The organism is Clostridium estertheticum (genome assembly GCF_018861295.1).
GTDB classification, from domain to species: domain Bacteria; phylum Bacillota; class Clostridia; order Clostridiales; family Clostridiaceae; genus Clostridium_AD; species Clostridium_AD estertheticum_D.
In genome coordinates, this window is record NZ_JAHLDM010000012.1 from 44,684 (window position 1) to 68,922 (window position 24,239).

A 24,239-nucleotide genomic window follows, 5' to 3' on the forward strand; every position below is an offset into this window, starting at 1 on the left:
AGGAGTGTTACATTATGCATACTTAATATATAAAGCAAGGTTTAATTTTTCCATAAAGATAGACCCCCTAATCATCATATTTTAATATTAACTACTTGAGTTAATATTATCCATGATGCTTAGGGGGCCTATTAGTCATTAACTTTTAATTATTTTAAATATCTTTTGGTTTTTTTAAAATTCCTAGTATTAAGCATGTTACTGTAGCTCCTATCAAAATCGATAGTAAATAAAGTAATGGACTTCCTTTAACTAAAGCAACTACAAATATACCGCCGTGTGGAACTGGCATTCCTATATTAAAAAACAATGAAAGTCCACCTGCCACGGCGGATCCTATTGCTGTTGCTGGAATTACTCTTGCTGGGTCTGCTGCTGCAAAAGGTATTGCTCCTTCTGTTACAAAACAAGCTCCCATTATATAACAACTAAGACCAGTTTCTCTTTCCTGCTTAGTAAATCTATTTTTAAAGAAAGAAGTAGCAAGTGCAATCCCTAGGGGTGCAGACATACCACCAGCCATTACAGCTGCATGTGGATAGTAATTTTTTGAAGCTATCATAGCAATTCCAAATGCAAACGCAGCCTTGTTTATTGGTCCGCCCATATCAATTGCCATCATTCCACCTAATATAACACCTAGTAGCACTTTGTTTCCTGTGCCCATTCCACCTAACCAATGTTGAAGTAAAAGGTTAATTTGAACAACTGGTCCATCTACACAAATGTACATTATAGCACCGGTAATAAAAATACCTAGAAGTGGATATATAAGCACTGGTTTTATGCTCTCAAGGGCTTCTGGCAATTTTGAAAAAGCTTTCTTAAGAAGTAGTACTACATAACCACCAAGAAATCCTGCAATAATTCCACCAAGAAATCCTGCATTACTTTGGTATGCTAAAAATCCACCTACCATTGCAGGAGCAAAACCTGGTCTGTCTGCAATGCTCATACCTATAAAACCAGCAAGTACTGGTACCATAAGTGCAAAAGCATTCTCGCTTCCAACTACTGAAAGCAGTTTAGATAAATATAACAAGTTTGGATTTGAACTCTTTTCGAATATAAATGATAAAGCTATTAATATTCCTCCACCAACAATGAAAGGAAGCATATTTGAAATACCACTCATAAGATGTTTATAAATCCCTGTTTTTTCGCTTCCAGTAGCAGATTTACTATCACCAGCATTATTATAAACAGGTGCTTCGCCATTTAGTGCTTGATTTATAAGTTCTTCTGGTTTTTTTATTCCTTGTACCACAGGAACTATAACTACTTTTTTGCCGTTAAACCTTGCCATTTCAACTTGTTTGTCAGCAGCTACTATTATACCCGTGGCCCTCTCTATTTCATCATCTGTTAATCTATTTTTAACTCCTGTAGCACCATTGGTTTCAACCTTTATGTCTACTCCCATTTCTTTAGCCTTATTCTTTAAAGCGTCTGCTGCCATATAAGTATGTGCTATACCTGTAGGACATGCGGTTACTGCTAAAACTAAACCTTTTGAACCTTTTACCTCTACTATTTCTTCTTCCTGGGCACTCTCTTCTTCTAATTTTTCCTCTTCTTGACTATCAATTAAACTTAAAACTTCTTCAGGTGTTTTAACAATGAGAAGTTTCTTTTTGAAATCTTCATTCATAAGAAGAGTAGATAACCTTGAAAGTGTTTCCAAATGTGTATTATTAGCACCCTCAGTTGCTGCAATCATGAAAAATATGTTTGCAGGAGCATCATCTAAGGAATCAAAATCAATTCCAGCTGTAGAACGTCCAAAAGCCAATGCTGGAGTTTTTACTGCCGCAACTTTTGCATGAGGTATAGCTATACCCTCACCAATTCCAGTTGAGAAGTCTGCTTCTCTTTTTAAAATTGCTTTCTTATATTCTTCCTTGTCATTTAACATTCCCGCACTATCAAGTTTATTTACTAATTCATCAATTACTTCGGCTTTACTATTAGACTTTAAATCTAGAATAATAGTATTTTTCTTTAAAAGTTCTGTTATTTTCATCTTTTTCCTCCTATAATAAATACAATCTTAGTTATGTTATATAAACAGGCAAATTAATGACTAGGTATTAGTCTAATTTATTTACAATTACCTGTGCCAAATAATGCTCAATATCTTCTTTTTTACATAAATCCTTTGAAAATGCTGTGGCACTTCCAGATGTAGCTCCCCATCTAAATGCTTCAATTAGATCTTTTGATTGAGAATACTTAGCTAAAAATCCTGCAATAACTGAATCTCCTGCACCAACTGAATTCTGTACTTTTCCTTTTGCTGGTGTTGCATGATAAACTCCACTTTCACAAATTAGAAGAGCTCCTCTTTCAGCCATAGATATAATTACATTCTGTGCTCCCATAACAATAAGTTTCTTTGCATATTTAATAATTTCATCTGTATCTGTAAGTTCTTTATTAAATATTTCACCTAGCTCATGATTATTAGGTTTTATTAAAAATGGCTTATTCTGAAGCGTTGCAACCAAAGCATCACCTGTAGTATCAACTACAACTTTTACGTTATTAGAAGCACACTTTTTTTGAAGTCTGGCATATATGTCCCTTGGAACAGACTTCTGAACATTTCCTGATAACACTAGATAGTCATTTGAAGTTAAACCTTCTACTATTTTAAATAGCTTATTTAAGTCCTCATCTTTTATAACTGGACCGGCTCCATTGATTTCCGTCTCTTCTTTCGAGTTGAGTTTAACGTTTATTCTTGTATCACCACTTATCTCAATAAAGTCAGTTTCAACACCTTGAGACTCCAATGAATCAATGATGAATTTTCCAGTAAAACCTCCAACAAAACCTAAAGCCTTAGTTTTTATTCCAAAATTATTTAAAACTCTTGATACATTTATCCCTTTTCCACCAGCAAATTTTTCTTCACTGTCAACTCTATTAATTGAGCCTGCTTTAAAATCATCTACGGTTATAACATAATCTATAGCCGGATTAAAAGTTACTGTGTATATCATATTTTAGTCACTACCTTTTATATTTATTTTTAACGTTCATATATACATGATAATATAAAATCAGTTCTTAAACAACACATATGTTCATATTCGCTCATGTTTTATTTACGTTTCATTAGAATTCGATCACATTCGGTCATGTTTTTTTGCTTTTTATTAGATTTCGACCATATTTTAACAAAAGGTGCAATTTACTTTTTCCATAACATCAGCAAGTTTTTATAGATCTATTATAAGTATAATTATTAATGCAATTCTAGAATGAATATGTAAAAAGAAAAAAACTGATAGAGAAAAGGTAAAGATTAATATTTTTAGAAAATATAATACATTAATATGATATAATTTACATATATAAAATTTGTTATAAATACTTTAAAGTTATATAATTAAGAAAGTCATTTTGTAAGAATTAGGAAGAGAAAATTACATGTAGGGGGAGAAAAATGAACAAGAAAATCGGGGTAGCCATAATGGCGCTTGTTGTAACTATGAGCGTTGGGTTTACTAGCGTATACGCAGATCCTGCGTCAGATAAGATAAAAATTCAGCAGATTCAAACTAAAAAAAATAATCTTGTAATTAAAGTAGAGATTACAGACAATCAAATTGAAGCAATTATATCTAAAATGAAAATTAATGAAAATAGTATAGCAAAAATACAAAAGGATATTAAACAAGACCAAATGAATATTTTAGATATAGAGGGTAATATCAAAGCAGAACAGATGCTTTTTAATAAAAGAATGCGAGCAATGTATATGGGTGGGTCATCAAGCCTTATAGAAGTTATCCTAGCTTCAAAGGGTATAGATGATTTTATATCCAGAGTAGAAAATATAAAAACGATAGCAAAATTTGATCAAAATGTTATTAGTGATTTAAAAACAAATGAGGCAGAAATTAATTTGAAAAAGGTAGCACTAGATACGAAAAGTACAAAGTTGCTATCTTTAAGAGTTGACAATAAAAAGAAATTAGCTACTTTAACAAAACAAAAAACAGATCAAATTTTATTGGTAACACAATTAAATGCTGAGGAAAATCAATATGGTTCACAAATGGTAACAGATCAAGCTGGTATAGCAAAAGAAGTAGCTCTAGAGAAAAAAACAAATGAGGCTATATTTTCTTCTAATCCAGTTTTAGCATACGCTTCAGATTTTCTTGGTATTCCTTATGTATGGGGGGGAACAAGTCCTAAAGGCTTCGACTGTTCAGGTTTTACACAATATGTATTTGGACATTTTGGAGTAAACTTGCCAAGGGTTTCAGAGGATCAACAAAATGTAGGAACACTTGTATCTAGAGCTGATCTTAGGCCAGGAGATTTGGTGTTTTTTGGAACTCCTGCTCATCATGTAGGAATATATATTGGGAATGGCAACATGATAAATGCACCTCATACAGGGGCTGTAATTAGAGTTCAAACACTTAATAGTGATTTTACTTATGGACGTAGAGTTACCCCGTAAAAGAGAGTGTTATGGTAAGTACTATAAGATCCGATATGCATAATTAAAGGATGGAATTAAACAGAATATTAATGGAGGGCAATCTTTATGATACGAGACTTAACAAAGGGCAGTCCAGCTAAAATTATTTTAGTTTTCACACTGCCGTTACTTATAGGTAATATTTTTCAGCAATTTTATAGCTTAGCAGATACTTTGATTGTGGGACGTACAATGGGAATTAATGCTCTAGCAACAGTAGGCTGTACAGGGAGCATTATGTTTCTTATACTTGGGTTTTCACAAGGATTAACTGCTGGATTTTCCATAATCACTGCTACGTGCTTTGGAGCTGGGGATAAACAGGGGGTAAGACATAGTTATGTGGCAAGTATTATACTAAGTTTATTGCTTACAATGGTGCTTACAATTGTAAGCGTAATATTTGCACGACCAATTTTAGAGATAATGCATACACCACCAGAAATAATAGAAGGTGCTTATAATTTTATAATTATAATTTTCTGGGGCATTATAGTGTCAATGTTATTTAACTTGTTTTCTAATGTTATGAGAGCTTTGGGAGACAGCCGAACACCCCTAATATTTTTAGTTATTGCTAGTGTTTTAAATATAATTTTAGATTTCGTATTTATTTTAAGCTTCAATATGGGAGTTGCAGGCGCTGCCTGGGCAACTACAATATCTCAAGGAATTTCTGCTATATTATGCTTTAGCTATATAATGAGAAAAATGCCTATTTTAAAACTACATAAAAGTGATTGGCATTTGACAAAAAAAATCATATGGGATCATTTGAAAATGGGAATGCCTATGGCATTCCAGAATTCTATTATAGCAATTGGTGCAATAACTATTCAACTTGCACTTAATAATTTAGGTGAAGTATCTGTAGCGGCATACACTGCAGCACAAAAAATTGATACACTAGCAATTCAACCTATGATGTCATTTGGTATTACAATGGCCACATTTGTAGCCCAAAATTATGGCGCAGGTAAAATAGACAGAATCCGTATTGGTATAAAGCAATGTAGTATCATATCAGTAGGTTTTAGTATTATTGTTGGTCTGTTCAATATTTTAGCTGGTCGTTTTATGATATTACTTTTTGTAGGGGATAATCAACCCAAAGTAGTATCTCTTGCACAAACCTATTTAAACATAAATGGATCAATGTACTTTGTGTTAGCGCTACTTTTTATTTACAGATATAGTCTTCAAGGATTAGGACAGAGTCTTGCTCCTACTTTAGCGGGAGTTATGGAACTAATTATGCGAATCTTTGCTGCTATTATTTTATCAAAATACTTAGGTTTTACAGGTGTCTCCATGGCAAGTCCTCTTGCATGGATTGGTTCTTGTATACCTTTAGGAATTGCTTACTATATAACTCATAAAAAATTGTATGGATTAAATAAGCCCATTTGTATAACCGAAGGATAATTTACATGTCTTTTTAATCCATAATTGTGAATATTAAAGGAGCAAAGAAAAATTTCTAAGTCCAAGATAACAATAGTATTATGGAGTCAGAAGTTAAAGTCAGGGTGATATTTCTACAGATTTTTTGCTACAAAACTTTCTGCTGAATTTTTGTCACCCTTGCCATCATAAATAGTCTGTACTGGATATGGGAACAATGGTCTAGTGATGCCTTGTAGCAATCCTTTTGCAGATCCGGAAGCGATAATTTTATCTGGTGCCTTTCCTTTCTCCACCCAATCGGTAATTGCTGTAAGCATATCAAATTGATCAGTGGAAGGACCACCATTAACATGAGCCATACTTGGAACTAAGAATAGTCTAGCAAATTCTTCAGTAGCTTTTAAGCCGCCGTTTTTATCTGTCAATTTGTCGTAATAACTTATAGTATCATATGCAGAAAATACAGGGTCAGCCATGCCATGATAAAGAATAATCTTACCATTATGTTTTTTGAATGTATCATAGTTTGTAGATAAAGAGTTCTGGTAAGATGCTGCTAACACAGTCTTTGATGGATCGGTATCAAAATTATAATCCAAAACCCATTTCAACTGATTAGCTGGATCATAATTAGCAGCTACAGGAGTAGTGAAAACACGGGCCATAGATTCTACACCTAAAGTAATATTACGAGGCAATACCTTGTCAGTGCCAAGAGTCCACTCTCTCCATGCAGCATCTGATATACCTGGATCCCAAGCCCAATTTGAATACAATGGTTTACCTTTACCATTTTTAGGCCCTTCAAACAGCTTCTTTAAAGCTTCAATTTGTTCGTCAGTTAACCCGTCTGAATTAGCAGTTTTTTTTGGAAGAGTTGACGGATCAAACTTTCTAGCAGCATTAATATCAAAAACTAAACCATCTACTACACCATCTGCATCATCAAACTGCTTAATAATAGTAGTAGACACCAATTTCATATCAGCATCTGTAAATGCAGTATTCAACATTGGGTTGCCATTTGAATCTTTTTTAGCAATTTCAGCAAATATTTGAATAGCCCACATTTCAGAAATAGCTGCATTTGTTAGATTTAACGCCGGTGCACCAACGACTATACCATCAAAATAATCGCCAAAACGCTGAGCAGCAACTAATCCCTGTCGTCCACCATTTGATCCACCAACAAAGTATGAATATTTTTCATGTCTTCCATAATATTCATTGATAATAAACTTGGCAGTAACGGTTACTTGATCAATGGCATTGTAAGCATAATCAAGTCTAGCCTGTTGATCATAACCAAATTCACAATTGATACCTTGATGACCAGCATCAGTGGCGACTGTTGCAAAGCCTCTAGCCAAAGCGGGCATAGTGCCTGTGTGCCTTAAGCCTACTGGAACTTTGATAACACCATCAGAGCCACCACCTCCCTCAAAAAAGAAACGTTCATTCCATTCTGTAGGAAGGCGTAATTCAAATCCAATATAATATTCTGCTGTGCCTGTAGAACCTTCACCAGTACGTTGGTTGATTTTTCCCTCTACTTTACAGTAATCTGGTAAGGATACTTCCACGCAATTAACGGTAACGTTGTCCCCACTTACTATTTTGGTACTAGTAATGATAGTATTCGTAGTAAATTTGAAACCCGCAACAGCTTTAGGTAAAACAACGGGACTAATCTTAACAGAATCACTGATTTCATACTTTTGATTTGCATATTCCATAATTAAGCTCCTTTCAAGCTATTATCAATATTCATCTTATTGTGTTAAGGTAAGCCAGTACATCTAATTAAGAAAGGGTGTGTTTTATTTATTATTGGTATTTATTATATGTTTTTTTGAGATGTTTTATCTGGGATTACTGTCCATCCAATGGAGTCCCAAAACTCTTCTAAGTCAAAAGTGCTACTTTCGGTAAATATAAAACCTGTATTAATTCCAACTTTTTTTAATTCGGATAATGAACGGGTTACCATCATTTTGCTTATTCGTCTGATTTCATATTCATTAGAAACAGTAATATTGTAGATAAAACCTCTTATTCCATCATGTCCACATAATAGAAAGCCGATTATCTTTCCTTCAAATGTGCACGCTACTGAACTAACTTTAGAATTTCTTTTTAAGTAGTTCATTAAAACTTCTTTTTTATAAAAATTTTTTGAAACTACAGAATTAGAATCTATGTTTCTTAATGAAAGGACGTGTTCTAAATCCGATTCTCCCATAGCTCTAATTATTATTTCAACTTCCATCTAACTCACCTCAGATTAGTCAATTTTATTTCTAATTGTGACTGTTGTCTTTTAAATTGTCTATATTTTCACCGATTTGTAAAAAGACCTCATTAAATATTTTTAGTTTCTCATAAGATATACCTTTAAGAATATCGTTAAATATGTCCTCTAAAAATGGAGTGACTTTTTTACAAGTACCTAACCCATCAGCTGTTATATGTATAGCAATGGAACGGCGGTCTTCTTTATTGGGATGCCTTTCAATAAAGTTTTTTCTTTCAAGTATATCAATTATTCTAGTTAAAGTAGACTGATCTTTACTCGAAACTTCAGCTAAATTTTTTTGGCTTATTTTGTTTTGTTTAGATAATTTAACTAATACTAACCACTGCTCAGTTGTGATATTAAACTTTTCAAGTTTGCTATTAAGATAATGTATTAGTTTCTTATTAATTTTGTTGGATAACATTCCAATATCTTGATCATAAGATTTAAACATATTTTATCATCTCCATGAAATATACTTGTTATATAAATAATTGGTACAACAAGTAATTATACACTTTGTAATTTTTTTTTCAATAAAAGAATATTTAACTTTTATATTCTCACTATACTTTAAATCAATTAGCTCCAAAATATTATCCTCATGGAATAGCTATAATGAACACACTTCAGACTTGATTTTACAAAATTGAAACTGTTTTACATAATAGTAAAAAACATATGGGTTAAGAATATAATTTAACACTCGATAGAATAAAGGAGAATGAAATTATATTACAACACAGTGCTATATAATCATGTAAAATTGAATATAAAAAAAGTTAGCAGGGGGAATTAAAAATGTTAAAGAAAATGAAAATATCGCAAAAACTATTTGCAACTAGTATAATAAGTGCTGTATTTCTACTTAGTGTTGGTGTCCTTGGTCTTAGGAGCATGAGCACTATTAATGACAATGGTAATTTTATTTACGAAAATAGTTTAATTAGGCTAGAGAAGATATATACGGTCCAAGGGAACAGCTACAAAGAAAAGATAGATTTAGAACATATGCTTAATGTTAAGTTTAAAAATGAAATGGGTCATATGAAAGATGACATGAGTAAAATGTTAATTGAAAATACTAAACTCTTTACTGAGTACGAGAAGATACCTTTTGCTAATGATAAGGAGAAGCAAAACTATAACAAATTGAAAGCTTCATTACCAGCATACTATGAGTCATTAAATAAGGTAGTAAGTTTAGCCGAAAGTGGTAACTATGCAGAAAGTACAAGAGTTTACAAAAATGAGTATGGTTTGCTTAGAACACCTGTAAAAGAGGGTTTATCAGCAATAATAAAAGAGAATACAACCTCAGCTGAAAATAAATGGAATATAAATAAGTCTGTATTTAGTAATTCTTTTAGATTGTTAAATGTGATAATGATAGTAGGGGTAATAATAAGTTTCGCATTAGGTATAATTTTGGCGATATGGCTCGTAAAGAGAATAAATGTTGTTGTGAAGTTTGCTGATAATCTAAAAGATGGAGATTTAACACAACAAATGAAGATTACTGGAGGTGATGAATTAGGAAAAATGTCTACTTCTTTAAATGAAGCTGGAGAAAATATAAAAATGTTAATTACACAAATAATGACGGATGCCTCGAGTATCAGTGCTACTAGTGAGGAACTATCTGCAACTACAGAAGAGATATCATCGAAGATGGAAATTGTTAAGGAATCTATAATGCTTATTTCAAGTGGGTCACAGCAACTAAGTGCTACTACAGAAGAAGTAAATGCGACAGCAGAAAATATTTCGGAAAATGCACTACAAGTAGCAAAAAAGGCAAGCGATGGGACTAAGTCGGCAAAGGAAATAGAGAAAAGAGCTACTGAAATTAAAGTAAGTGCAAATGAAAGTTATAAAATAGCTAATGAGGTATATGATATTAAGCAACAAAACATAATCAAAGCAATAGAGGAAGGTAATGTTGTCCAAGAAGTAAAGATAATGGCAGAGGCAATAGGAGATATTGCGGCTCAAACTAATCTTCTTGCCTTAAATGCAGCTATAGAAGCGGCTAGGGCTGGGGAACAAGGTAAAGGATTTGCAGTTGTAGCTGACGAAGTTAGAACGCTTGCAGAGCAATCAACCGAAACTGTTAAAAACATCCAAGAAGTAACAGAGCGGGTAGAAAAGGCTTTTCAAAATCTTTCGGGCAATGCAAATGAGGTACTTGAATATATTGAAACTCAAGTTAAACCAGATTATGAAATGTTAATAAATGTTGGTAAGCAGTATGGAGAAGATGCTTCTTTCTATAATGGGTTATCTACAGATATTATGACTTCAATGGATGATGTAACAGAAACCATTTCAGAAGTTAAAAATGCAATTGAAAACGTATCCTCAATTGCGGAAGAATCGTCAGCTAGTTCACAGGAAATACTAGGGAGTATAAGTGAAACTAATTCAGCAATTCACGAGGTTGCACAGGCTGCTCAGAGCCAAGCAGAACTTGCTGAAAAACTTAATGAAATGATTCAAAAATTTAAAATATAATCTAGATTGATATGTTTTTTCAGCCACTGTCTGAAAAATTGTAGTTGTTCTTTGGTGTGGAAATAGTGTTCGCCTTGCTCCATTACTTGTAACTCAAAATTGAAGCGTTTTGCAAATGCGGCTACCACATCAAATTCACATAAGTTATCTTCCGAGCCATAGAGAATTGAGGTTGGATTATTCCAAGCAACAATAGGATGTTCTTTCACGTAGCAGTAGTAATCCCAATAGAGTGTTTGTCCAATAGGTGTCGAAACTTCTTTTTCTGTTTTTAGTCTATTCTCACTTATGCTAAACCATGTCATCATATTATTTATGATACGTTCCATATTTACCACAGGAGAGAGAAACAAGCATTGTTTCAACTGCTCCTGTCTGTATGCTAATAGGCTAAAATATGCTCCCATACTACAAGCAAATAGACTTATATTATTTGATAATGATTTTGCATAATGCATAATGGTATTAAGGTCTCGAACACAGTTTTGGACCTTGCAAGAATAGTTTTCAGCCCTGCGCTCACCATGTTCAGGCAAATCGAAACTAAGCACTTGATAACCTAGTACTGTTACCTCTTCTGCAAATACAACAATCGCATCGTCCGCCTTATTTGACATATTACCATGCACCACTATGAATATTTTATCTGACTTGTCGCCCCATAAAATTGCAGGGATATTTTTTATTTTCAAATTTTGTTTTATCATTGTAATTTCTCCTCTATAAAATATATAAATAATTATATTATAATTAGCATAAATTAAGTAAATTTGCAATTTTTTAGAAATGAGTAATAGCATCAATATGAAAGTAACACAATTATTATTGTATTACTTTCAGAATATCAATACATTAAAACCCACAGTGAATTATGTAGGTTTACTTGTGCCGAAATAAAAGAAAATTATGACTTAACTCTATTGTTTGTCTTTATGATAACGCAGAGCTTTATGAACATCTGATTATATAAATAAAGGTAAATAATTCCCACTCCTATTATTAGGTATTCATGAGGAAATTTAGATTTTTCCACTGTATGGTTAATTTCAAGTCTAAAAGCATACGAACTGGCTTTTCGTAAATGCCAAGGTGAGGATACAATAACTGCTGTTCTCAAGCCTCTATCTTTCATAATTTTCTTTGAGTTTACTAAATTTTCATATGTACCCTTTGCAAGTTTTTCACGAATTATACTGCAATTAGGCACTCCTAATTCAATTAAGGTTTGTGCTATGACATCTGCCTCAATATAGTTATTAGCGACTGCCGCACCAGTGCAAATAATCACTTCAGCAATTCCTTCATGATATAGTTTTGCTGCTTTATTTATTCGCTCTCGCAGAATTGGTGACACGCTTCCATCTTTTTTTGCGGGATAACCAAGAACAATAATCACATCTTTTTTTTGCCCATTATTATAGGGTGCTTTCTTTAAACTGTTACAAAGAACAGCATACTCAATCATAAAGCATATTAATACTGCACATAGAATACATAATATTATCATTTATCATATCTCCTCTTATATGTGTCTATTACTATCATCTACCAGTATATAACCTATTCTTCGCATTTTTTAACAAATTCGTTATAATATATATATTTAACTATAACATAATTACTGCAAATTGAATATATTTACAATTATTTTAAATGAGTAATAGACCCAATCTGAAAGTAACTCAATTGGTATTGTGTTATTTTCATTAGTTGTGGAGATACTCATTCTCAATATATGTTTAGAGCAGATATTAATTATAATTATAATTTTAATGTTAATATAGAGGATATAGAAGAAGACACCTTAAAATATAAAGAAGACCATTTATACGAGTATTAGAGTAAAAATGTAGCCTATAGATTTCCTTACTGTCCACAGCCTCCAACTTTATTTGATGATGAAACTTACGAAGAATACAAAACCTCATTACATGTATTTGAAAGAAGGAAGAAATACATTGAAGGTGCACATCTCGCAAGTTTAATGCTTACTGAACAATTGAATACGCATAGTTTCTATGATTATATTAAAAGTAATAATAAACAGTATCCTGTATGTGCAAAAAATTCCATTCATCACCCATTGCCTCATGTTGACGCAGGAGTAAGGATGGTAGATTGTACTACAAATTTAACAAACTATGATAATAAACATATTTCAAAATTTGAAATTAATGTTATAATATAGCATAAAATAAATATGCAATAACTACTGAATATTAATAGGAGAGTGAAATTATGGATAAAAACGGTGAACAAGATAGAGAAGATAAACGCAAAATAGAAGAATATAAAAAAAATCCAATGTCTAATGTAGCGGATTCAATGAACCGTAAAATGGTTGGTGATTTAAGTCAGTTAACGAAAGGAGGTTGTCTTACAAGGATTATCACATCAGTTATAATTATTATAATAGTATATTTTCTCTCTCTCTATATAAATCATAATTAAGTAAATTATGTTGAATATCAACTAAAAAAGGTATAAAATACAATTAAAGAAAACCTTTTCTATAATATTGAATGCTAAAATTAATATAGTTGATTATGATATAAAAAAATTTATATTTATAGAAAACGTTTAAATATAACTTGAAAATGATAAAGTAATATAAAACTAGGGGGGAATATTAATGCCAATGCTAAATAATACAATTGAAATACTTAATTTTAAGTCTACTAAGATCCTGTTTGGAGATTTGTATGGACAAGAGGAAGAAATTATAGTTAAAGAGATGCTTAGGTATACTAGTTTAGTTAAAGGGGTTTTAGAAGGCGTAAAAAAATATGGGGCTGTAAACATAAACAGTTTATTAGCATGAGTGAGTTCATAATTGGGGTTGATTTAGGTGGAACTAACATTAAGGTTGCATTATTTAATTTGGATTTAAAATTGATCGTTGAAGTACGTAAGTCAACAGAAGCGCAAAATGGACCTGCATATGTTTTAAACAAAATCATACACATAGTTGAAGATATGATTGGAGATCTTAATATTACGGAGAAGTCAATCTATTGTATGGGAATGGGTATTCCAGGACTATTGGATCCATACGAGGGTAAATCATTTTTTTCACCAAACTTTCCAGGGTGGGAAAATATACATGTTGTTAACGAGATGAAAAAGAAATTCCACTTTCCTGTATTTATCGATAATGATGTTCGTGTAAATCTATATGGAGAGTGGCTATATGGTGCTGGATTGAATTCAAAGAATCTAATCCTTATTACATTAGGTACTGGTTTAGGATCAGGAATAGTTATGGATGGTAAAGTTATGTATGGAGAAACAGCTAGTGCAGGAGAAATCGGGCATATGAATATGTATAGAGAAGGACGTCCTTGCAAGTGTGGAAGTTCTGGGTGTTTAGGAAGATATGTTTCAGCAGTTGGAATGGTTAATACCTTTATTGAAAAATTAAATAAAGGAAGAAATAGTATAATAGAAGAGTGGGTTAATTATGATAATAGCAATATTGAGGCGCATATGATATCTAAGGCATATGATCTGCACGATAATTTGGCAATTGAAGTAATTCATGAAACTGGACGGATACTTGGTTTTGGCCTGGCAAATGTTATTAATTTATTTAATCCAGAGATTATTATTGTGGGTGGAGGTATGTCTTTAGCCGGGGATAGATTATTAAATACGGTACGTGAAACAATTAATGACCACGCATTAAAGATATCCAGCAATGCGTGCAGAGTTGTACAAGCTAAATTGGGTGATTGTGCTGGTATGATTGGAGCAGCTGCTTATGCTAGAGATAAGGTTAATAATAAAGAGTTAATTGTATAGCTTTAATTTCCTTTTCAAAAGTTGATACTACAGTATCTCTTAATGCTCTACAATGAGGACAAATTTCATTAGCCATTTTAACAACCTCAATTAATTTTATCAATATTATTTATTTAAAGAGTTCTTTATTTTCGGCAACAAATTTTTTACTTTAGATGACAAAAGGATATTTCAAACTAGACCTATTTACAACCGTCTATTTTTTTATAAAAACTCGTAATAATTGAATATCCAAGTATTAACGGGAAGACCCATATAAAGCTTTGATTACTAGTTATTAAAATACCAATTGGATATGATATATTTCGTACTAACTGATTACTACTATAGTATATGAAAACAGCAAGTGAAAAATACAATGAGGGAAGCCCCATTAATAAGAATTTAGGGACATTCATTATCCATGTTCCTTCTTTTTTTATTTCATGGATTAAATGTTCTAAACCAAGTAACAAACCTATTCCTCCATAAAAAATAATCATTAAAATATTTTGAAGATAAGGATGAGTATTATAGGTTTCTTGTGCATTTTTATTAATACCATCAAGAATGTGCTGTCCACTAAATACAATAAAAAGTATTATTAGGATTATAAAAAAATATTTTAACCAAGATTTCTCTTTCATAACATCCCTCCATATTTTAAAGTTGAATATTCCTATCTTTTGAGGATGATATGAATATTTACTTGATTATACTAATAATACCATAAATTTCAAAATAAAGTATAAAAACTTAATGTTAAAAGCTTACTTAAGGCTTACAGTTTCAGTTGATATAACCTTTATATCCGTAATAAAGGGTACAAGTTTTACCATGTCTTTTAATCCTTTTGTATTAACGATTATTACTCCAGTAATAGCAATTGCTTTATTGGGTTTTATCTCTTTATTTACAGTAATCACCATTTCCTTGCTTAAAATCCTATTTTTTAATTTTTCATTAACTAATGGTTGAACGGATTGTACAAAAATATTCTTATCGCTTTTATTAGTTAGGTTAATTGAATAATCAAGCTTATCTCCTCCTAATCCAATAGACGAATAGACGCTTACGAGTCTACTCTTTGTCTGGTTTTGAAGCGCCTTTGTCTGATTTTGAACCGTTATGATGTTAATAACTCCTACAAAGAGTACCAAAACACATAAGATAGAAGTTACTATTGTTAATTTTTTTGACATATCGAATCCCCCAAAAAGTTAAAATATTTTCTGCAAGTAAATCACAAGCTCCGTTCTGTTATTTACTTGCAGTTTTTCTAGTATTTTAGACACATAATTTTTCACAGTGCCTTCAGTAACAAATAAAGCTTCACTTATAGATTTGTTGCTTTTCCCATCAATTATATGTTTTGCCACGTCGAACTCACGGGGAGTTAATGTTTGTAGCAATTTCTCTTTTTCATCATTTTTCTTTTGGGCAGAATTTTCAATGGGTCTAGAGTTTAAAGCTTTAACAACTTTTTCAGTGACTTTAGGATTTAAAAAGATACTTCCTTCTAAAGCAGCTTTAATAGAATTTATTATTTCCTTTGAACCAGAATCTTTAAGAATGTACCCGTCAGCGCCATATTTTAGTCCCTGAAAAATATAATCGTCTTCGTCGAATGTAGTTAATATAATAACCTTTATGTTTGGGTGATTTTCTTTAACAAATTTTGTTGCCTCTATGCCATCCATAATGGGCATCCTTATGTCCATTAATATTACTTGGGGAGAAAGTTTTTTTAGTAGTTCAATTAATTGTTTGCCATTATAAGCTTCACCTATACAATTTATTTCTTCGTTCAAACTTAAAATTCTTTTTAAGCCTTCACGTACAATTTCTTGATCATCTACAATAACTAAATCAATCATCAATTTCACTTCCTATCTATAATTTAAAATACTTTTTATATCTACAATATATTTTCAGGGATTTTGCCTTCTATTGTAAAGCCAACTAGACCCTCAGACTTAAAGATGATTTCACCATTAAGCAAATGCACTCTTTCTTCCATACCCATAATACCATTAGAACGTATTATTTTTTTGCAACCTACACCATTATTTTCTATTTTGAAAATAATACTATTTGATGATTTACGAATATGAATACTAAAGGATGTAGCATTGCCATGTTTTATCCCGTTAGTAATTGCTTCTCTTAAGGTTTTATAAATACAAGTTTTAATTCCACTACTTACATTCTCTACGTTTTCATCAAAATCTAAATTAAACTCATATTTATCTGTTTGTTTAAATTTAAGGAAAATCTGATTAATATCCTTTCTTAGGCTAAGGGTACTATTTTCTTTAAGTACACTAACTGCTCCCCTTAAATTTTTCATGCAATCTTTAGAAAGAGAATAACAGTCTTGCATAGCTATTTTAGCCTTTTCTGGGTTTATAGTAGCAATATTTTCTGCATATTCTAAATTCATACTTAAGGCTACAAGTGAATGACCCATGGAATCGTGAAGCTCTTGGGCAATTCTAGTCCTTTCTTTTGTAATAGTGAGGTCCTCTATTTTTTTTGAATATTGTATTAATGTTAAATTAGTTTTCTCCAGCTCCTCATTAAGCTTTTCTTTTTTTACTTTTTCTATAATTATATTTTTAATTAAAAAACAAACTATAAGGTTTATAGCATAATTCCGCAATATGATTTCAAAATTATAAAACAAGATGTTTGAATATAATATTGCACTTAAAAAAACAAAGCTAACAAAATTAATAATAAATAAGCTTTTATAAATTTTTTTGATAGGTATAATCAGTTCTACAGTCAAAAGAGAACTGTATGTTACAGTATCAATTTTAGTTTTATAGGCAAGGTAACATATTATTAGATTGCTTAAAATATAAGAAATATATTTTACAAACTCATTAGAATTTATTCTAATATAATCATTTATAGCTAAAAAAACAATTAAGAATATAGTAATTATTTGAAAGTGACTTTGTAGTGTACTGTTAAAAATCGTTATGATAACAATAATTTGTAAAATTTTCAAGGCTAGAAATCTATTTTTTCCAGATAAAAGAAAATCCATAAGGCATACCTTCAATCATATTTTTCTTTATTATATCATAGTTCCGTATATCCATAGATAAACTCATGACTAAAGTACTATACCATATGATTACTTTAGTATATATTCAAAAGATCTTATAAAAAGTACAATATGAGCATAGTAAGAAATAGGGGGCAAAGAAATGCTTGAATTAATAAATTTAACAAAAAAATATGGTGAATTTACAGCAAATGATAATATTTCTTTTAAAGTAGAACAAGGTGAAATATTTGGGCTTTTGGGACCAAATGGAGCAGGAAAATCTACTATTGTTTCTATGATAAGTACAGTTAATCCACCTACAAGAGGTGACATAAGAGTTGATAACAAATCATTAAGAGAAAAACCTATGGAAATAAAAAAGATAATGGGAATAGTACCTCAGGATATAGCATTATACGAAGCCTTGAGTGCAAAAGATAATCTAGAGTTCTTTGGATGTTTATATGGTTTAAAAGGAAAAAAACTAAAAGACAGAACGTCTGAGGTGCTAGATATTATAGAACTAAAAGATAAAAAAGACCAAGCAGTTTCGGAATTTTCAGGAGGAATGAAGAGAAGAGTTAATATTGGTATTGCATTAATGAACAACCCAAAGCTTTTAATATTAGATGAACCAACAGTTGGAATAGATCCACAGTCTAGAAATCATATTCTTGAAACAATAAAAAGATTAAATGAAGAGAGAGGCATGACAGTAATTTATACTAGTCATTATATGGAAGAGGTTGAGTATCTTTGCAAAAGAGTTGCTATTGTAGATCATGGAAAGCTAATAGCGCTAGGAACTAAAGAGGAGTTAAAGGAAAAGCTTAAAGTTAAAGATACGTTAACAGTTACTTACAGCAAAGCGGATAAGGATTCTTTAGAAAAAGTTAAAAATATTGCTGGAACAGAAGAAGTTAGAATTAACAAAAATGAAATAGCTATGTTAGTAAATCAAAATGAAAAAAATATTATAGATATTGTTGAGGATATAAGAAATCTCGGAATAAAATTAACTGGTTTCAAATACGGCGAAGTAAACTTAGAAAGTATTTTTCTTAAGGCAACAGGAAAATCTTTAAGAGAATAATAAGGAAGGTGACAAATCTATGAATAAACTAGTCTGTTTGTTTTTACTAGACACTAAGCTGTTATTAAAATCTAAGGTATTTTATTTTAAATTGGTATTATTTCCAATTGTACTTGTGTTAATAATTGGATCGCTTAATAGTAGTCAAGTTACACTAAAAACATTTAATGTAGGATATTACAGCGATGATTCATCATTTCAAAGTTTAAACCTTTCCAATACTTTAAGGGATGATGTATTTAAAAGCAAGGATGTAAAGGAAGTAATAAATTTAAAATCGGTGAAAAGTTATGCGGAAGGTAAAAAATTAGTAAGTAATGGAACTTATGTAGCTTTAGTTTATGTGCCAAAAAATTTTACTAAAAACTATATAAATAATTCTAAGATAAACATTTCTGTTATAGGAGATAACAACAAATTAGATGATGTTTCAATAGTGAAAACCATTTTAAATAGTTTTGATAAAAATATTTCTATAAAGAGAGTTGAGCAAAATGAAGTTATAGAGGATATGGCTTTAAATAAATCAAATGTAAGGTCAGTAGATGTAAATAAGTTGATTAGTAATATACAAAATACAAGTGGTAATTCTTCTGAAATCTCAAAGATAGCTACAAGAAAGAATGCAAAACCTATAGATGTGATGCAATATATGATTATTGGAATGGTAGTAATGTTCTCTATTCTAACAGCCTTTGAATTAGCACATAGTATAGTTAATGATAAGTTAAATAACACCATGAATAGGATAAAATCCACACCTACAGCAAATTTCCAATATGTGTTTGGTAAAGTAATTGGAGTTGTATTTGCAATAATGGTTCAGATGATCACAGTAATTACAATAGGTGGAATTGTTTTTAGAGAGAGCTTCGGAAATATATTTTACATTTTATTAGTAACAGCAGTTTATGCTTTAACTATTGGACTGATTGTATTTTGTGCTGGGATAACAGCAAAAAATCATATGGAAATTTCAACTTTTGCTACACCCATTTTGTGGGGATTCAGTTTCCTTGGTGGAAGCCTTATAAGTAAAAGTAATTTTCCGAATAGCCTCCAAATGATCCAGAAAATAATACCAAATGGAAAAGCAATAAACTGTTATTTAGCAATTTGTGAAGGTAAGGGAATAGGAGATATTTATATGGATCTTGTAGAGCTTTTAGCAATAGCTGCAGTGTTTTTGATAATAGCTTTAATACTACTTAATAAAGGGAAAAACAACCTTTTAGTAAAAGATAATACGTCTAAAGGATAATTTTGAAGGGAGAGTAAACTATGCAGATACTAATTATGATAAAAAACCAACTAAAACTTCTTTTTAATAATAGAATGTCAATTTTCATCATGATTGCAGCACCATTATTACTTACTTGGTTATTTTCAATTTCAACTAGCAGTAGTAAAACAAATGTATATTTAGCGGATAATGATAAAAGTAAAGCCTCTAAGCAGTTAATAGCTATGATAGAAAAGCACGAAGATTTAAGTGTAACTATACTATCGGAAAAGGATATAAAAAATAAAATTGATAATGATGATATTAATAATGGCGCAGTAATAGACGCGGGATTTGAAAGAAGCTTAAAAAATGGCAAAGCATTAAACGATGTTAAACTTATTGAAAATTATGATAATCCTGATGGTCAAAATCTTTCTATCACTATTTTATCTGAAGAAAATGCTTTACAAAAAATTACTGCAGATTCAAAAAATGTTTCGAATGTTCTTAAGGTTAATAATGATGAAACATCAAAAAAACTTATTAACAAAGTAAACAGTGATAATAGTATATCAAGCTCTTATAAAGAGATAAACACAAGTCAAAAAACAGAAGATAAGACTACTGAAAGATTGATTGGGTTTTTAGTAATGTTTATATGGTTTGTTGTAGTTCAAGGTTTTAGAACTTTAATAGAAGAAAGAGAAAATAACACTTTTAATAGAATAAAAGGGATGCCAACAAGCTACTTGAAATATTTGACAAGCAAAATTATAGCTACTTATATATTAGGGCTTACAGTTATAACAGTAATACTTTTAGTAGGAAAATATGCTTTAAAGGCAAGTATAGTTAATAATATTTTTCCAGAGGCATCTATATTTGCAATATACCTGTTTGCTGTGGTTGGAATAGTAATGATATTTGTTCCTTTTGTAAAAAAACATCAGACATTTACTATATTGGGGTCAGTACTAATGGTAATAACCGGTATGCTTGGAGGAAGTTTTTTTTCTATGGATGAACTAACAGCCCCAAAAACACTTCAAATTATATCAAGATGCATGCCTGAAAATTGGGGGATAAAGGCACTAAAAGATGTGATTTTTAACAATTCACCTCTAAGTTTAGAAATAAACAGTATAGTAATATTACTTTCTATTGGCATATTAGGGCTATTAGTATCAACAATATTAACAAATATTAATATGAAAGCTGAAAAAAGCTTTTTAAAATAACAAAAATAGGAGTGATTAATATGAGTCTAAATTCGATAATGTGGGTAGCAGAAATGATTTTAGGAATAATATTAAATGTATTTATAGGAAAAATAGCAGTGTTTATATTTAAAAAGGATGGTACTGGGCCAAGAATAATTATAAGAGTTGCTGGAATAGTGTTATTCATTAATGGTTTATCAGCAATACTTAGTATACATTTATTGTAGAATAGCAAACACAAATATATTCAACAATAGATATTAAAGACTGCATTTTAGAATGTTTATGTAACTCAATTGGAATTTTATTATATTCAGAATATCAATACACACTTAATAAAGTAAACCCATATCTAATAATATGGGTTTACTTGTAATGACATATTCGAAGGTGGCGAATTAATCAATCGTCCCTACACTCATTTTGTTTATCAATATTATTGACCATATACTTTTGCGTCCAGGGACAATTCACTAAACATTTTAAGCAACCAGCACAGTGGTAAACATCAACTATAAAATCTCTATTCATATCTGGTTCCCATGTAGAACCATGGATAGCACTTGTAGGACATATATCCTTACATACAGTACATTCTCCACATTTAGGCATTATTATTGAACGATTTTCAATAGGTAACGGTGCGTTTGTCAAAATGGTACACATACACAACGCACTTCCGTATTCTTTGGTAACTAACAAGTTACTTTTTCCAATCCAGCCTAATCCAGCCAATATGGCAATCTTTTTATGTGGAAGTGGAGTGGTTTTAGTAGTTTCATCATAAAATCCATGTATTAGATTTTTTTCTGATTGTGCAAAGGCTTTGTATCCTTTTGTAATAATAAAATCAGCCGTCCATTCTGCAAGTTCATTAACAAGGTGTTCCTTTTCTCCGAACTCGGAATGATCTGCTATGTTTCTTTTTGATAGGCGAAAAATATAACCTTCGCTTAGAACTATTCCTATCAAAATAGCAACGCTGTAACCTCTATTTTCTTTTAGCGAGAGCATTGAGATATCAACTGTCTTGATAAATTTAACACCACGATGATTTAATGCAGAAATTAACTCATTCATTATATGCTCCTTCTAAATATAATGTTGTTTTAGGATTGAGCAAAGGCTATATTAACCATTAATTGTTATGCGATAGCCTTTGATATGCATAAAACTACAATGATAATCCAATTATTTACAAATTATCAATAATCAATATAGCATCTGCTTGCAATCTGCATTTCTTTAAATCAAGTCCGCTAGTGATTCGAATTGGTCCGCTGATTATCATCTGTTCAAAAGCAGTTTGAGATAAATTCATTTTTTCCCGCAGCAAAGAAGATACTTTAAGTCGAGATGGATAAGAGCTTTTTATATGCAATTCTATAGGAGTGTTGAAGTTAATATTGGCCCCTAGTATTTTATACTTTGGGAATCCAACTTCAGCTCCATTATTGCGTATTAACTCTGTATCCATAGCATATCTTTTGGCAAGTTCTCCATTGTTGCTATAGAACCCCTCTAACATTTCAGGGGCAATACTTTTAGGATTGATGCGAGAGTAGATAGTCATATTCCAAGTAGAATCGCAATCTGAACATTTATAGATTAACCATATATCTAAATACTTGCGTTGTGCATTTATTCGAAACAACCCGGAGCAAAGGTGCGCTGTCTTTTTGCCACACTTCTTACAATATTTAATTGCAGGTGGTGATGATAGATATTGTATATCCCAGGTTAACTTTTGCATGAAATTCCTCCTTCCTATTAGAAACTAATAGGAAAGATAACAGGTGGATTGTTACAAACTTTTTTCATCATAAGTCCTCCTAATTTAGTATATTTTCTACTAAAATTGTACCATTCGAGGATATAAAGCTAAACCTTAAAGACAGTTAATAAAAAAAAATGAGCCAATACAATAAGAAAACGGATAGAGGTCCCCGCTCCCCATTCCTTTTTATTGCTTAGTTAATTAGTAGTTTATAGGCTGAAAACATATTTGTCGAGAAAATGCGAATAATTATTCGATTTACTATTGACATTATGTACAGCGATCTTTATAATATGAAATGCGAATGATCATTCACAATTTATATTAAAAGGGAAATGATAATAATGATGAATTTAGTTTCCCAAAATTATCAATTTAAATTTCAATTATTAAGATTGTTGGGAGAAGCAACTCCAGAAGCAACTACTATTTTATTATTAAACATTTCCACTTTAAAAATTATCGTAAAGTGGAAATGTCAAATTATTAATGGGGGGGAATTTATATTATGAAAAATACTATCTTTTATTTCACTGGAACAGGAAATTCATTAAAAGTAGCTCAAGACTTAGCTATAAAATTAGGTGATTCAACTATTGTTTCGATTACTAGTTTTTTGAAAAAAAATGGAGAAATTCTAATTTCATCTGAGAGAATTGGAATTGTTTATCCAGTATATATGTGGGGGACTCCTAAAATAGTATCTAAATTTATAAAGGTAATTTCACATAAGAATAAAGATAAGTTCTTTTTTGCAGTAGCAACTAATGGAGGAAAAGTAGCTGGTTCCTTATTAGTATTGTCTAATAAACTATCATCAAGGGGATTTAAGCTTTCGTTAGGTTTTTCACTGAAACTGCCTTCAAATTTTACACCTAAACATAGTGCAGATTCTATTGAAGATCAGAAGTCTTTATTTATAGTTGCAGAAAAAAAATTAAGTGAAATTGCTTTATTAATAAAAAATAATGAGATTGCTAAAATAGAACGAGGTACATTTAAGGAGTGTCTTCTAAAGACAAGTATTTTTTATAGAATTATCTCACCATTTATTCCTAAACTGGATAAGATTTTTGTGGTTGATAAAAATTGTATTTCATGTGGGCTATGTGAAAAAATATGCCCAGTTCAAAATGTTATATTGAAAAATGGCAAACCTATCTGGGCACATAATTGTGAAATGTGCTTTAGGTGTTTAAGCTATTGTCCAAAAGATGCGATACAATTTGGCAAAGGTACTATAGGAAAAAAACGATATAAAAACCCTTTTATTAAGGTTAATGACTTATAAGAAAAGGCTACTAAGTGGATTCTATATCCATTATTTAGCCTTTCCTTAATTTGTAGTTAAGGAAATTAACCTAGCTT

24 protein-coding genes are annotated in these 24,239 nt (G+C 31.0%); 11 read left to right on the plus strand and 13 right to left on the minus strand.

Annotated features, from left to right (window positions below; all coding sequences use genetic code 11):
* Positions 1–154: 154 nt before the first annotated feature.
* Both KPL54_RS13070 and pfkB read right to left on the minus strand, forming a co-directional pair.
* Complete coding sequence (locus tag KPL54_RS13070; protein WP_216106973.1) at positions 155–2,023, minus strand: PTS fructose transporter subunit IIABC; 1,869 nt, start codon at positions 2,021–2,023, stop codon at positions 155–157.
* A 67-nt stretch (positions 2,024–2,090) separates the two neighbouring features.
* A complete protein-coding gene (gene pfkB / locus KPL54_RS13075; protein WP_216106974.1) occupies positions 2,091–3,005 on the minus strand; it encodes a 1-phosphofructokinase in 915 nt (304 codons plus the stop codon).
* A gap of 446 nt (positions 3,006–3,451) precedes the next feature.
* Between pfkB and KPL54_RS13080 the strand changes: the two genes are divergently transcribed.
* Both KPL54_RS13080 and KPL54_RS13085 read left to right on the plus strand, forming a co-directional pair.
* Positions 3,452–4,480, plus strand: a complete 1,029-nt coding sequence (locus tag KPL54_RS13080; RefSeq protein ID WP_216106975.1) for a C40 family peptidase — start codon at positions 3,452–3,454, stop codon at positions 4,478–4,480.
* Between the two features lie 87 nt (positions 4,481–4,567).
* A complete protein-coding gene (locus tag KPL54_RS13085; protein WP_216106976.1) occupies positions 4,568–5,926 on the plus strand; it encodes an MATE family efflux transporter in 1,359 nt (452 codons plus the stop codon).
* 113 nt (positions 5,927–6,039) lie between these two features.
* On the opposite strand, the gene KPL54_RS13090 is transcribed toward KPL54_RS13085, so the two are convergent.
* The 3 genes from KPL54_RS13090 to KPL54_RS13100 all read right to left on the minus strand — a co-directional run bounded on the left by KPL54_RS13090 (position 6,040) and on the right by KPL54_RS13100 (position 8,658).
* On the minus strand, positions 6,040–7,644 hold the full coding sequence (locus KPL54_RS13090; RefSeq protein WP_216106977.1) for a tannase/feruloyl esterase family alpha/beta hydrolase: 1,605 nt from the start codon (positions 7,642–7,644) through the stop codon (positions 6,040–6,042).
* Positions 7,645–7,748: 104 nt separating this feature from the next.
* On the minus strand, positions 7,749–8,177 hold the full coding sequence (locus tag KPL54_RS13095; RefSeq protein ID WP_216106978.1) for a GNAT family N-acetyltransferase: 429 nt from the start codon (positions 8,175–8,177) through the stop codon (positions 7,749–7,751).
* Between the two features lie 31 nt (positions 8,178–8,208).
* Positions 8,209–8,658, minus strand: coding sequence for a MarR family winged helix-turn-helix transcriptional regulator (locus tag KPL54_RS13100; protein ID WP_216106979.1), 450 nt, complete (start codon positions 8,656–8,658; stop codon positions 8,209–8,211).
* A gap of 347 nt (positions 8,659–9,005) precedes the next feature.
* Between KPL54_RS13100 and KPL54_RS13105 the strand changes: the two genes are divergently transcribed.
* Positions 9,006–10,718 (plus strand): methyl-accepting chemotaxis protein, encoded by a 1,713-nt coding sequence (locus KPL54_RS13105; RefSeq protein WP_216106980.1) that lies wholly within the window; start codon positions 9,006–9,008, stop codon positions 10,716–10,718.
* Here KPL54_RS13105 and KPL54_RS13110 read toward each other — a convergent pair.
* Both KPL54_RS13110 and KPL54_RS13115 read right to left on the minus strand, forming a co-directional pair.
* The gene (locus KPL54_RS13110; RefSeq protein ID WP_216106981.1) at positions 10,700–11,425 is read right to left on the minus strand and encodes an alpha/beta hydrolase; all 726 of its coding nucleotides are present in this window, start codon (positions 11,423–11,425) and stop codon (positions 10,700–10,702) included. The two genes, KPL54_RS13105 and KPL54_RS13110, sit on opposite strands and share 19 nt — an antisense overlap.
* A gap of 197 nt (positions 11,426–11,622) precedes the next feature.
* The gene (locus tag KPL54_RS13115; protein ID WP_216106982.1) at positions 11,623–12,225 is read right to left on the minus strand and encodes a YdcF family protein; all 603 of its coding nucleotides are present in this window, start codon (positions 12,223–12,225) and stop codon (positions 11,623–11,625) included.
* 731 nt (positions 12,226–12,956) lie between these two features.
* Between KPL54_RS13115 and KPL54_RS13120 the strand changes: the two genes are divergently transcribed.
* The 3 genes from KPL54_RS13120 (at position 12,957) to KPL54_RS13130 (ending at position 14,519) form a co-directional block, all read left to right on the plus strand.
* Positions 12,957–13,169: a DUF6366 family protein gene (locus KPL54_RS13120; RefSeq protein WP_216106983.1), complete on the plus strand. Its 213-nt coding sequence runs from the start codon at positions 12,957–12,959 to the stop codon at positions 13,167–13,169.
* Positions 13,170–13,350: 181 nt separating this feature from the next.
* Positions 13,351–13,539 (plus strand): hypothetical protein, encoded by a 189-nt coding sequence (locus KPL54_RS13125; protein ID WP_216106984.1) that lies wholly within the window; start codon positions 13,351–13,353, stop codon positions 13,537–13,539.
* Positions 13,536–14,519: an ROK family protein gene (locus KPL54_RS13130; RefSeq protein ID WP_216106985.1), complete on the plus strand. Its 984-nt coding sequence runs from the start codon at positions 13,536–13,538 to the stop codon at positions 14,517–14,519. The genes KPL54_RS13125 and KPL54_RS13130 overlap by 4 nt, the downstream gene beginning before the upstream one ends.
* A gap of 182 nt (positions 14,520–14,701) precedes the next feature.
* Here KPL54_RS13130 and KPL54_RS13135 read toward each other — a convergent pair whose 3' ends face one another.
* The 4 genes from KPL54_RS13135 to KPL54_RS13150 form a co-directional block, all read right to left on the minus strand.
* Positions 14,702–15,145, minus strand: coding sequence for a hypothetical protein (locus KPL54_RS13135; protein WP_216106986.1), 444 nt, complete (start codon positions 15,143–15,145; stop codon positions 14,702–14,704).
* A 123-nt stretch (positions 15,146–15,268) separates the two neighbouring features.
* Positions 15,269–15,700, minus strand: coding sequence for a hypothetical protein (locus tag KPL54_RS13140; protein WP_216106987.1), 432 nt, complete (start codon positions 15,698–15,700; stop codon positions 15,269–15,271).
* An 18-nt stretch (positions 15,701–15,718) separates the two neighbouring features.
* Entirely contained in the window at positions 15,719–16,375 is a 657-nt protein-coding gene (locus KPL54_RS13145) for a response regulator transcription factor (protein WP_216106988.1), read from the minus strand.
* 41 nt (positions 16,376–16,416) lie between these two features.
* Positions 16,417–17,553 (minus strand): sensor histidine kinase, encoded by a 1,137-nt coding sequence (locus KPL54_RS13150; protein ID WP_216106989.1) that lies wholly within the window; start codon positions 17,551–17,553, stop codon positions 16,417–16,419.
* Positions 17,554–17,716: 163 nt separating this feature from the next.
* Here KPL54_RS13150 and KPL54_RS13155 point away from each other — a divergent pair, with 163 nt between their 5' ends.
* Genes KPL54_RS13155 through KPL54_RS13170 form a run of 4 tightly spaced genes read left to right on the plus strand, consistent with a single transcriptional unit; the run spans position 17,717 to position 21,321 of the window.
* Positions 17,717–18,649: an ABC transporter ATP-binding protein gene (locus KPL54_RS13155; protein ID WP_216106990.1), complete on the plus strand. Its 933-nt coding sequence runs from the start codon at positions 17,717–17,719 to the stop codon at positions 18,647–18,649.
* A 19-nt stretch (positions 18,650–18,668) separates the two neighbouring features.
* Entirely contained in the window at positions 18,669–19,910 is a 1,242-nt protein-coding gene (locus KPL54_RS13160; protein ID WP_216106991.1) for an ABC transporter permease, read from the plus strand.
* Between the two features lie 20 nt (positions 19,911–19,930).
* Positions 19,931–21,112, plus strand: a complete 1,182-nt coding sequence (locus KPL54_RS13165; RefSeq protein ID WP_216106992.1) for an ABC transporter permease — start codon at positions 19,931–19,933, stop codon at positions 21,110–21,112.
* Positions 21,113–21,132: 20 nt separating this feature from the next.
* A complete protein-coding gene (locus tag KPL54_RS13170) occupies positions 21,133–21,321 on the plus strand; it encodes a hypothetical protein (RefSeq protein ID WP_216106993.1) in 189 nt (62 codons plus the stop codon).
* Positions 21,322–21,496: 175 nt separating this feature from the next.
* Here KPL54_RS13170 and KPL54_RS13175 read toward each other — a convergent pair whose 3' ends face one another.
* Both KPL54_RS13175 and KPL54_RS13180 read right to left on the minus strand, forming a co-directional pair.
* A complete protein-coding gene (locus KPL54_RS13175; RefSeq protein ID WP_216106994.1) occupies positions 21,497–22,174 on the minus strand; it encodes an epoxyqueuosine reductase in 678 nt (225 codons plus the stop codon).
* 115 nt (positions 22,175–22,289) lie between these two features.
* Positions 22,290–22,847 (minus strand): DUF1062 domain-containing protein, encoded by a 558-nt coding sequence (locus KPL54_RS13180; protein ID WP_216106995.1) that lies wholly within the window; start codon positions 22,845–22,847, stop codon positions 22,290–22,292.
* A 532-nt stretch (positions 22,848–23,379) separates the two neighbouring features.
* Here KPL54_RS13180 and KPL54_RS13185 point away from each other — a divergent pair.
* Complete coding sequence (locus tag KPL54_RS13185; protein WP_216106996.1) at positions 23,380–24,162, plus strand: EFR1 family ferrodoxin; 783 nt, start codon at positions 23,380–23,382, stop codon at positions 24,160–24,162.
* Positions 24,163–24,239: the final 77 nt, after the last annotated feature.

Excerpts from the sequence above, each read along its gene's own strand:
- KPL54_RS13120 (WP_216106983.1), top strand. The coding sequence starts at position 12,957 with ATGGATAAAAACGGTGAACAAGATAGAGAAGATAAACGCAAAATAGAA.
- KPL54_RS13125 (WP_216106984.1), top strand. The coding sequence starts at position 13,351 with ATGCCAATGCTAAATAATACAATTGAAATACTTAATTTTAAGTCTACT.
- KPL54_RS13185 (WP_216106996.1), top strand. The coding sequence starts at position 23,380 with ATGAAAAATACTATCTTTTATTTCACTGGAACAGGAAATTCATTAAAA.
- KPL54_RS13095 (WP_216106978.1), bottom strand. The coding sequence starts at position 8,177 with ATGGAAGTTGAAATAATAATTAGAGCTATGGGAGAATCGGATTTAGAA.
- KPL54_RS13130 (WP_216106985.1), top strand. The coding sequence starts at position 13,536 with ATGAGTGAGTTCATAATTGGGGTTGATTTAGGTGGAACTAACATTAAG.
- KPL54_RS13145 (WP_216106988.1), bottom strand. The coding sequence starts at position 16,375 with ATGATTGATTTAGTTATTGTAGATGATCAAGAAATTGTACGTGAAGGC.
- KPL54_RS13090 (WP_216106977.1), bottom strand. The coding sequence starts at position 7,644 with ATGGAATATGCAAATCAAAAGTATGAAATCAGTGATTCTGTTAAGATT.
- KPL54_RS13070 (WP_216106973.1), bottom strand. The coding sequence starts at position 2,023 with ATGAAAATAACAGAACTTTTAAAGAAAAATACTATTATTCTAGATTTA.
- KPL54_RS13175 (WP_216106994.1), bottom strand. The coding sequence starts at position 22,174 with ATGAATGAGTTAATTTCTGCATTAAATCATCGTGGTGTTAAATTTATC.
- KPL54_RS13105 (WP_216106980.1), top strand. The coding sequence starts at position 9,006 with ATGTTAAAGAAAATGAAAATATCGCAAAAACTATTTGCAACTAGTATA.
- KPL54_RS13115 (WP_216106982.1), bottom strand. The coding sequence starts at position 12,225 with ATGATAATATTATGTATTCTATGTGCAGTATTAATATGCTTTATGATT.
- KPL54_RS13110 (WP_216106981.1), bottom strand. The coding sequence starts at position 11,425 with ATGATAAAACAAAATTTGAAAATAAAAAATATCCCTGCAATTTTATGG.
- KPL54_RS13180 (WP_216106995.1), bottom strand. The coding sequence starts at position 22,847 with ATGCAAAAGTTAACCTGGGATATACAATATCTATCATCACCACCTGCA.
- KPL54_RS13140 (WP_216106987.1), bottom strand. The coding sequence starts at position 15,700 with ATGTCAAAAAAATTAACAATAGTAACTTCTATCTTATGTGTTTTGGTA.
- KPL54_RS13100 (WP_216106979.1), bottom strand. The coding sequence starts at position 8,658 with ATGTTTAAATCTTATGATCAAGATATTGGAATGTTATCCAACAAAATT.
- pfkB (WP_216106974.1), bottom strand. The coding sequence starts at position 3,005 with ATGATATACACAGTAACTTTTAATCCGGCTATAGATTATGTTATAACC.
- KPL54_RS13170 (WP_216106993.1), top strand. The coding sequence starts at position 21,133 with ATGAGTCTAAATTCGATAATGTGGGTAGCAGAAATGATTTTAGGAATA.
- KPL54_RS13160 (WP_216106991.1), top strand. The coding sequence starts at position 18,669 with ATGAATAAACTAGTCTGTTTGTTTTTACTAGACACTAAGCTGTTATTA.
- KPL54_RS13165 (WP_216106992.1), top strand. The coding sequence starts at position 19,931 with ATGCAGATACTAATTATGATAAAAAACCAACTAAAACTTCTTTTTAAT.
- KPL54_RS13135 (WP_216106986.1), bottom strand. The coding sequence starts at position 15,145 with ATGAAAGAGAAATCTTGGTTAAAATATTTTTTTATAATCCTAATAATA.
- KPL54_RS13150 (WP_216106989.1), bottom strand. The coding sequence starts at position 17,553 with ATGGATTTTCTTTTATCTGGAAAAAATAGATTTCTAGCCTTGAAAATT.
- KPL54_RS13080 (WP_216106975.1), top strand. The coding sequence starts at position 3,452 with ATGAACAAGAAAATCGGGGTAGCCATAATGGCGCTTGTTGTAACTATG.
- KPL54_RS13155 (WP_216106990.1), top strand. The coding sequence starts at position 17,717 with ATGCTTGAATTAATAAATTTAACAAAAAAATATGGTGAATTTACAGCA.
- KPL54_RS13085 (WP_216106976.1), top strand. The coding sequence starts at position 4,568 with ATGATACGAGACTTAACAAAGGGCAGTCCAGCTAAAATTATTTTAGTT.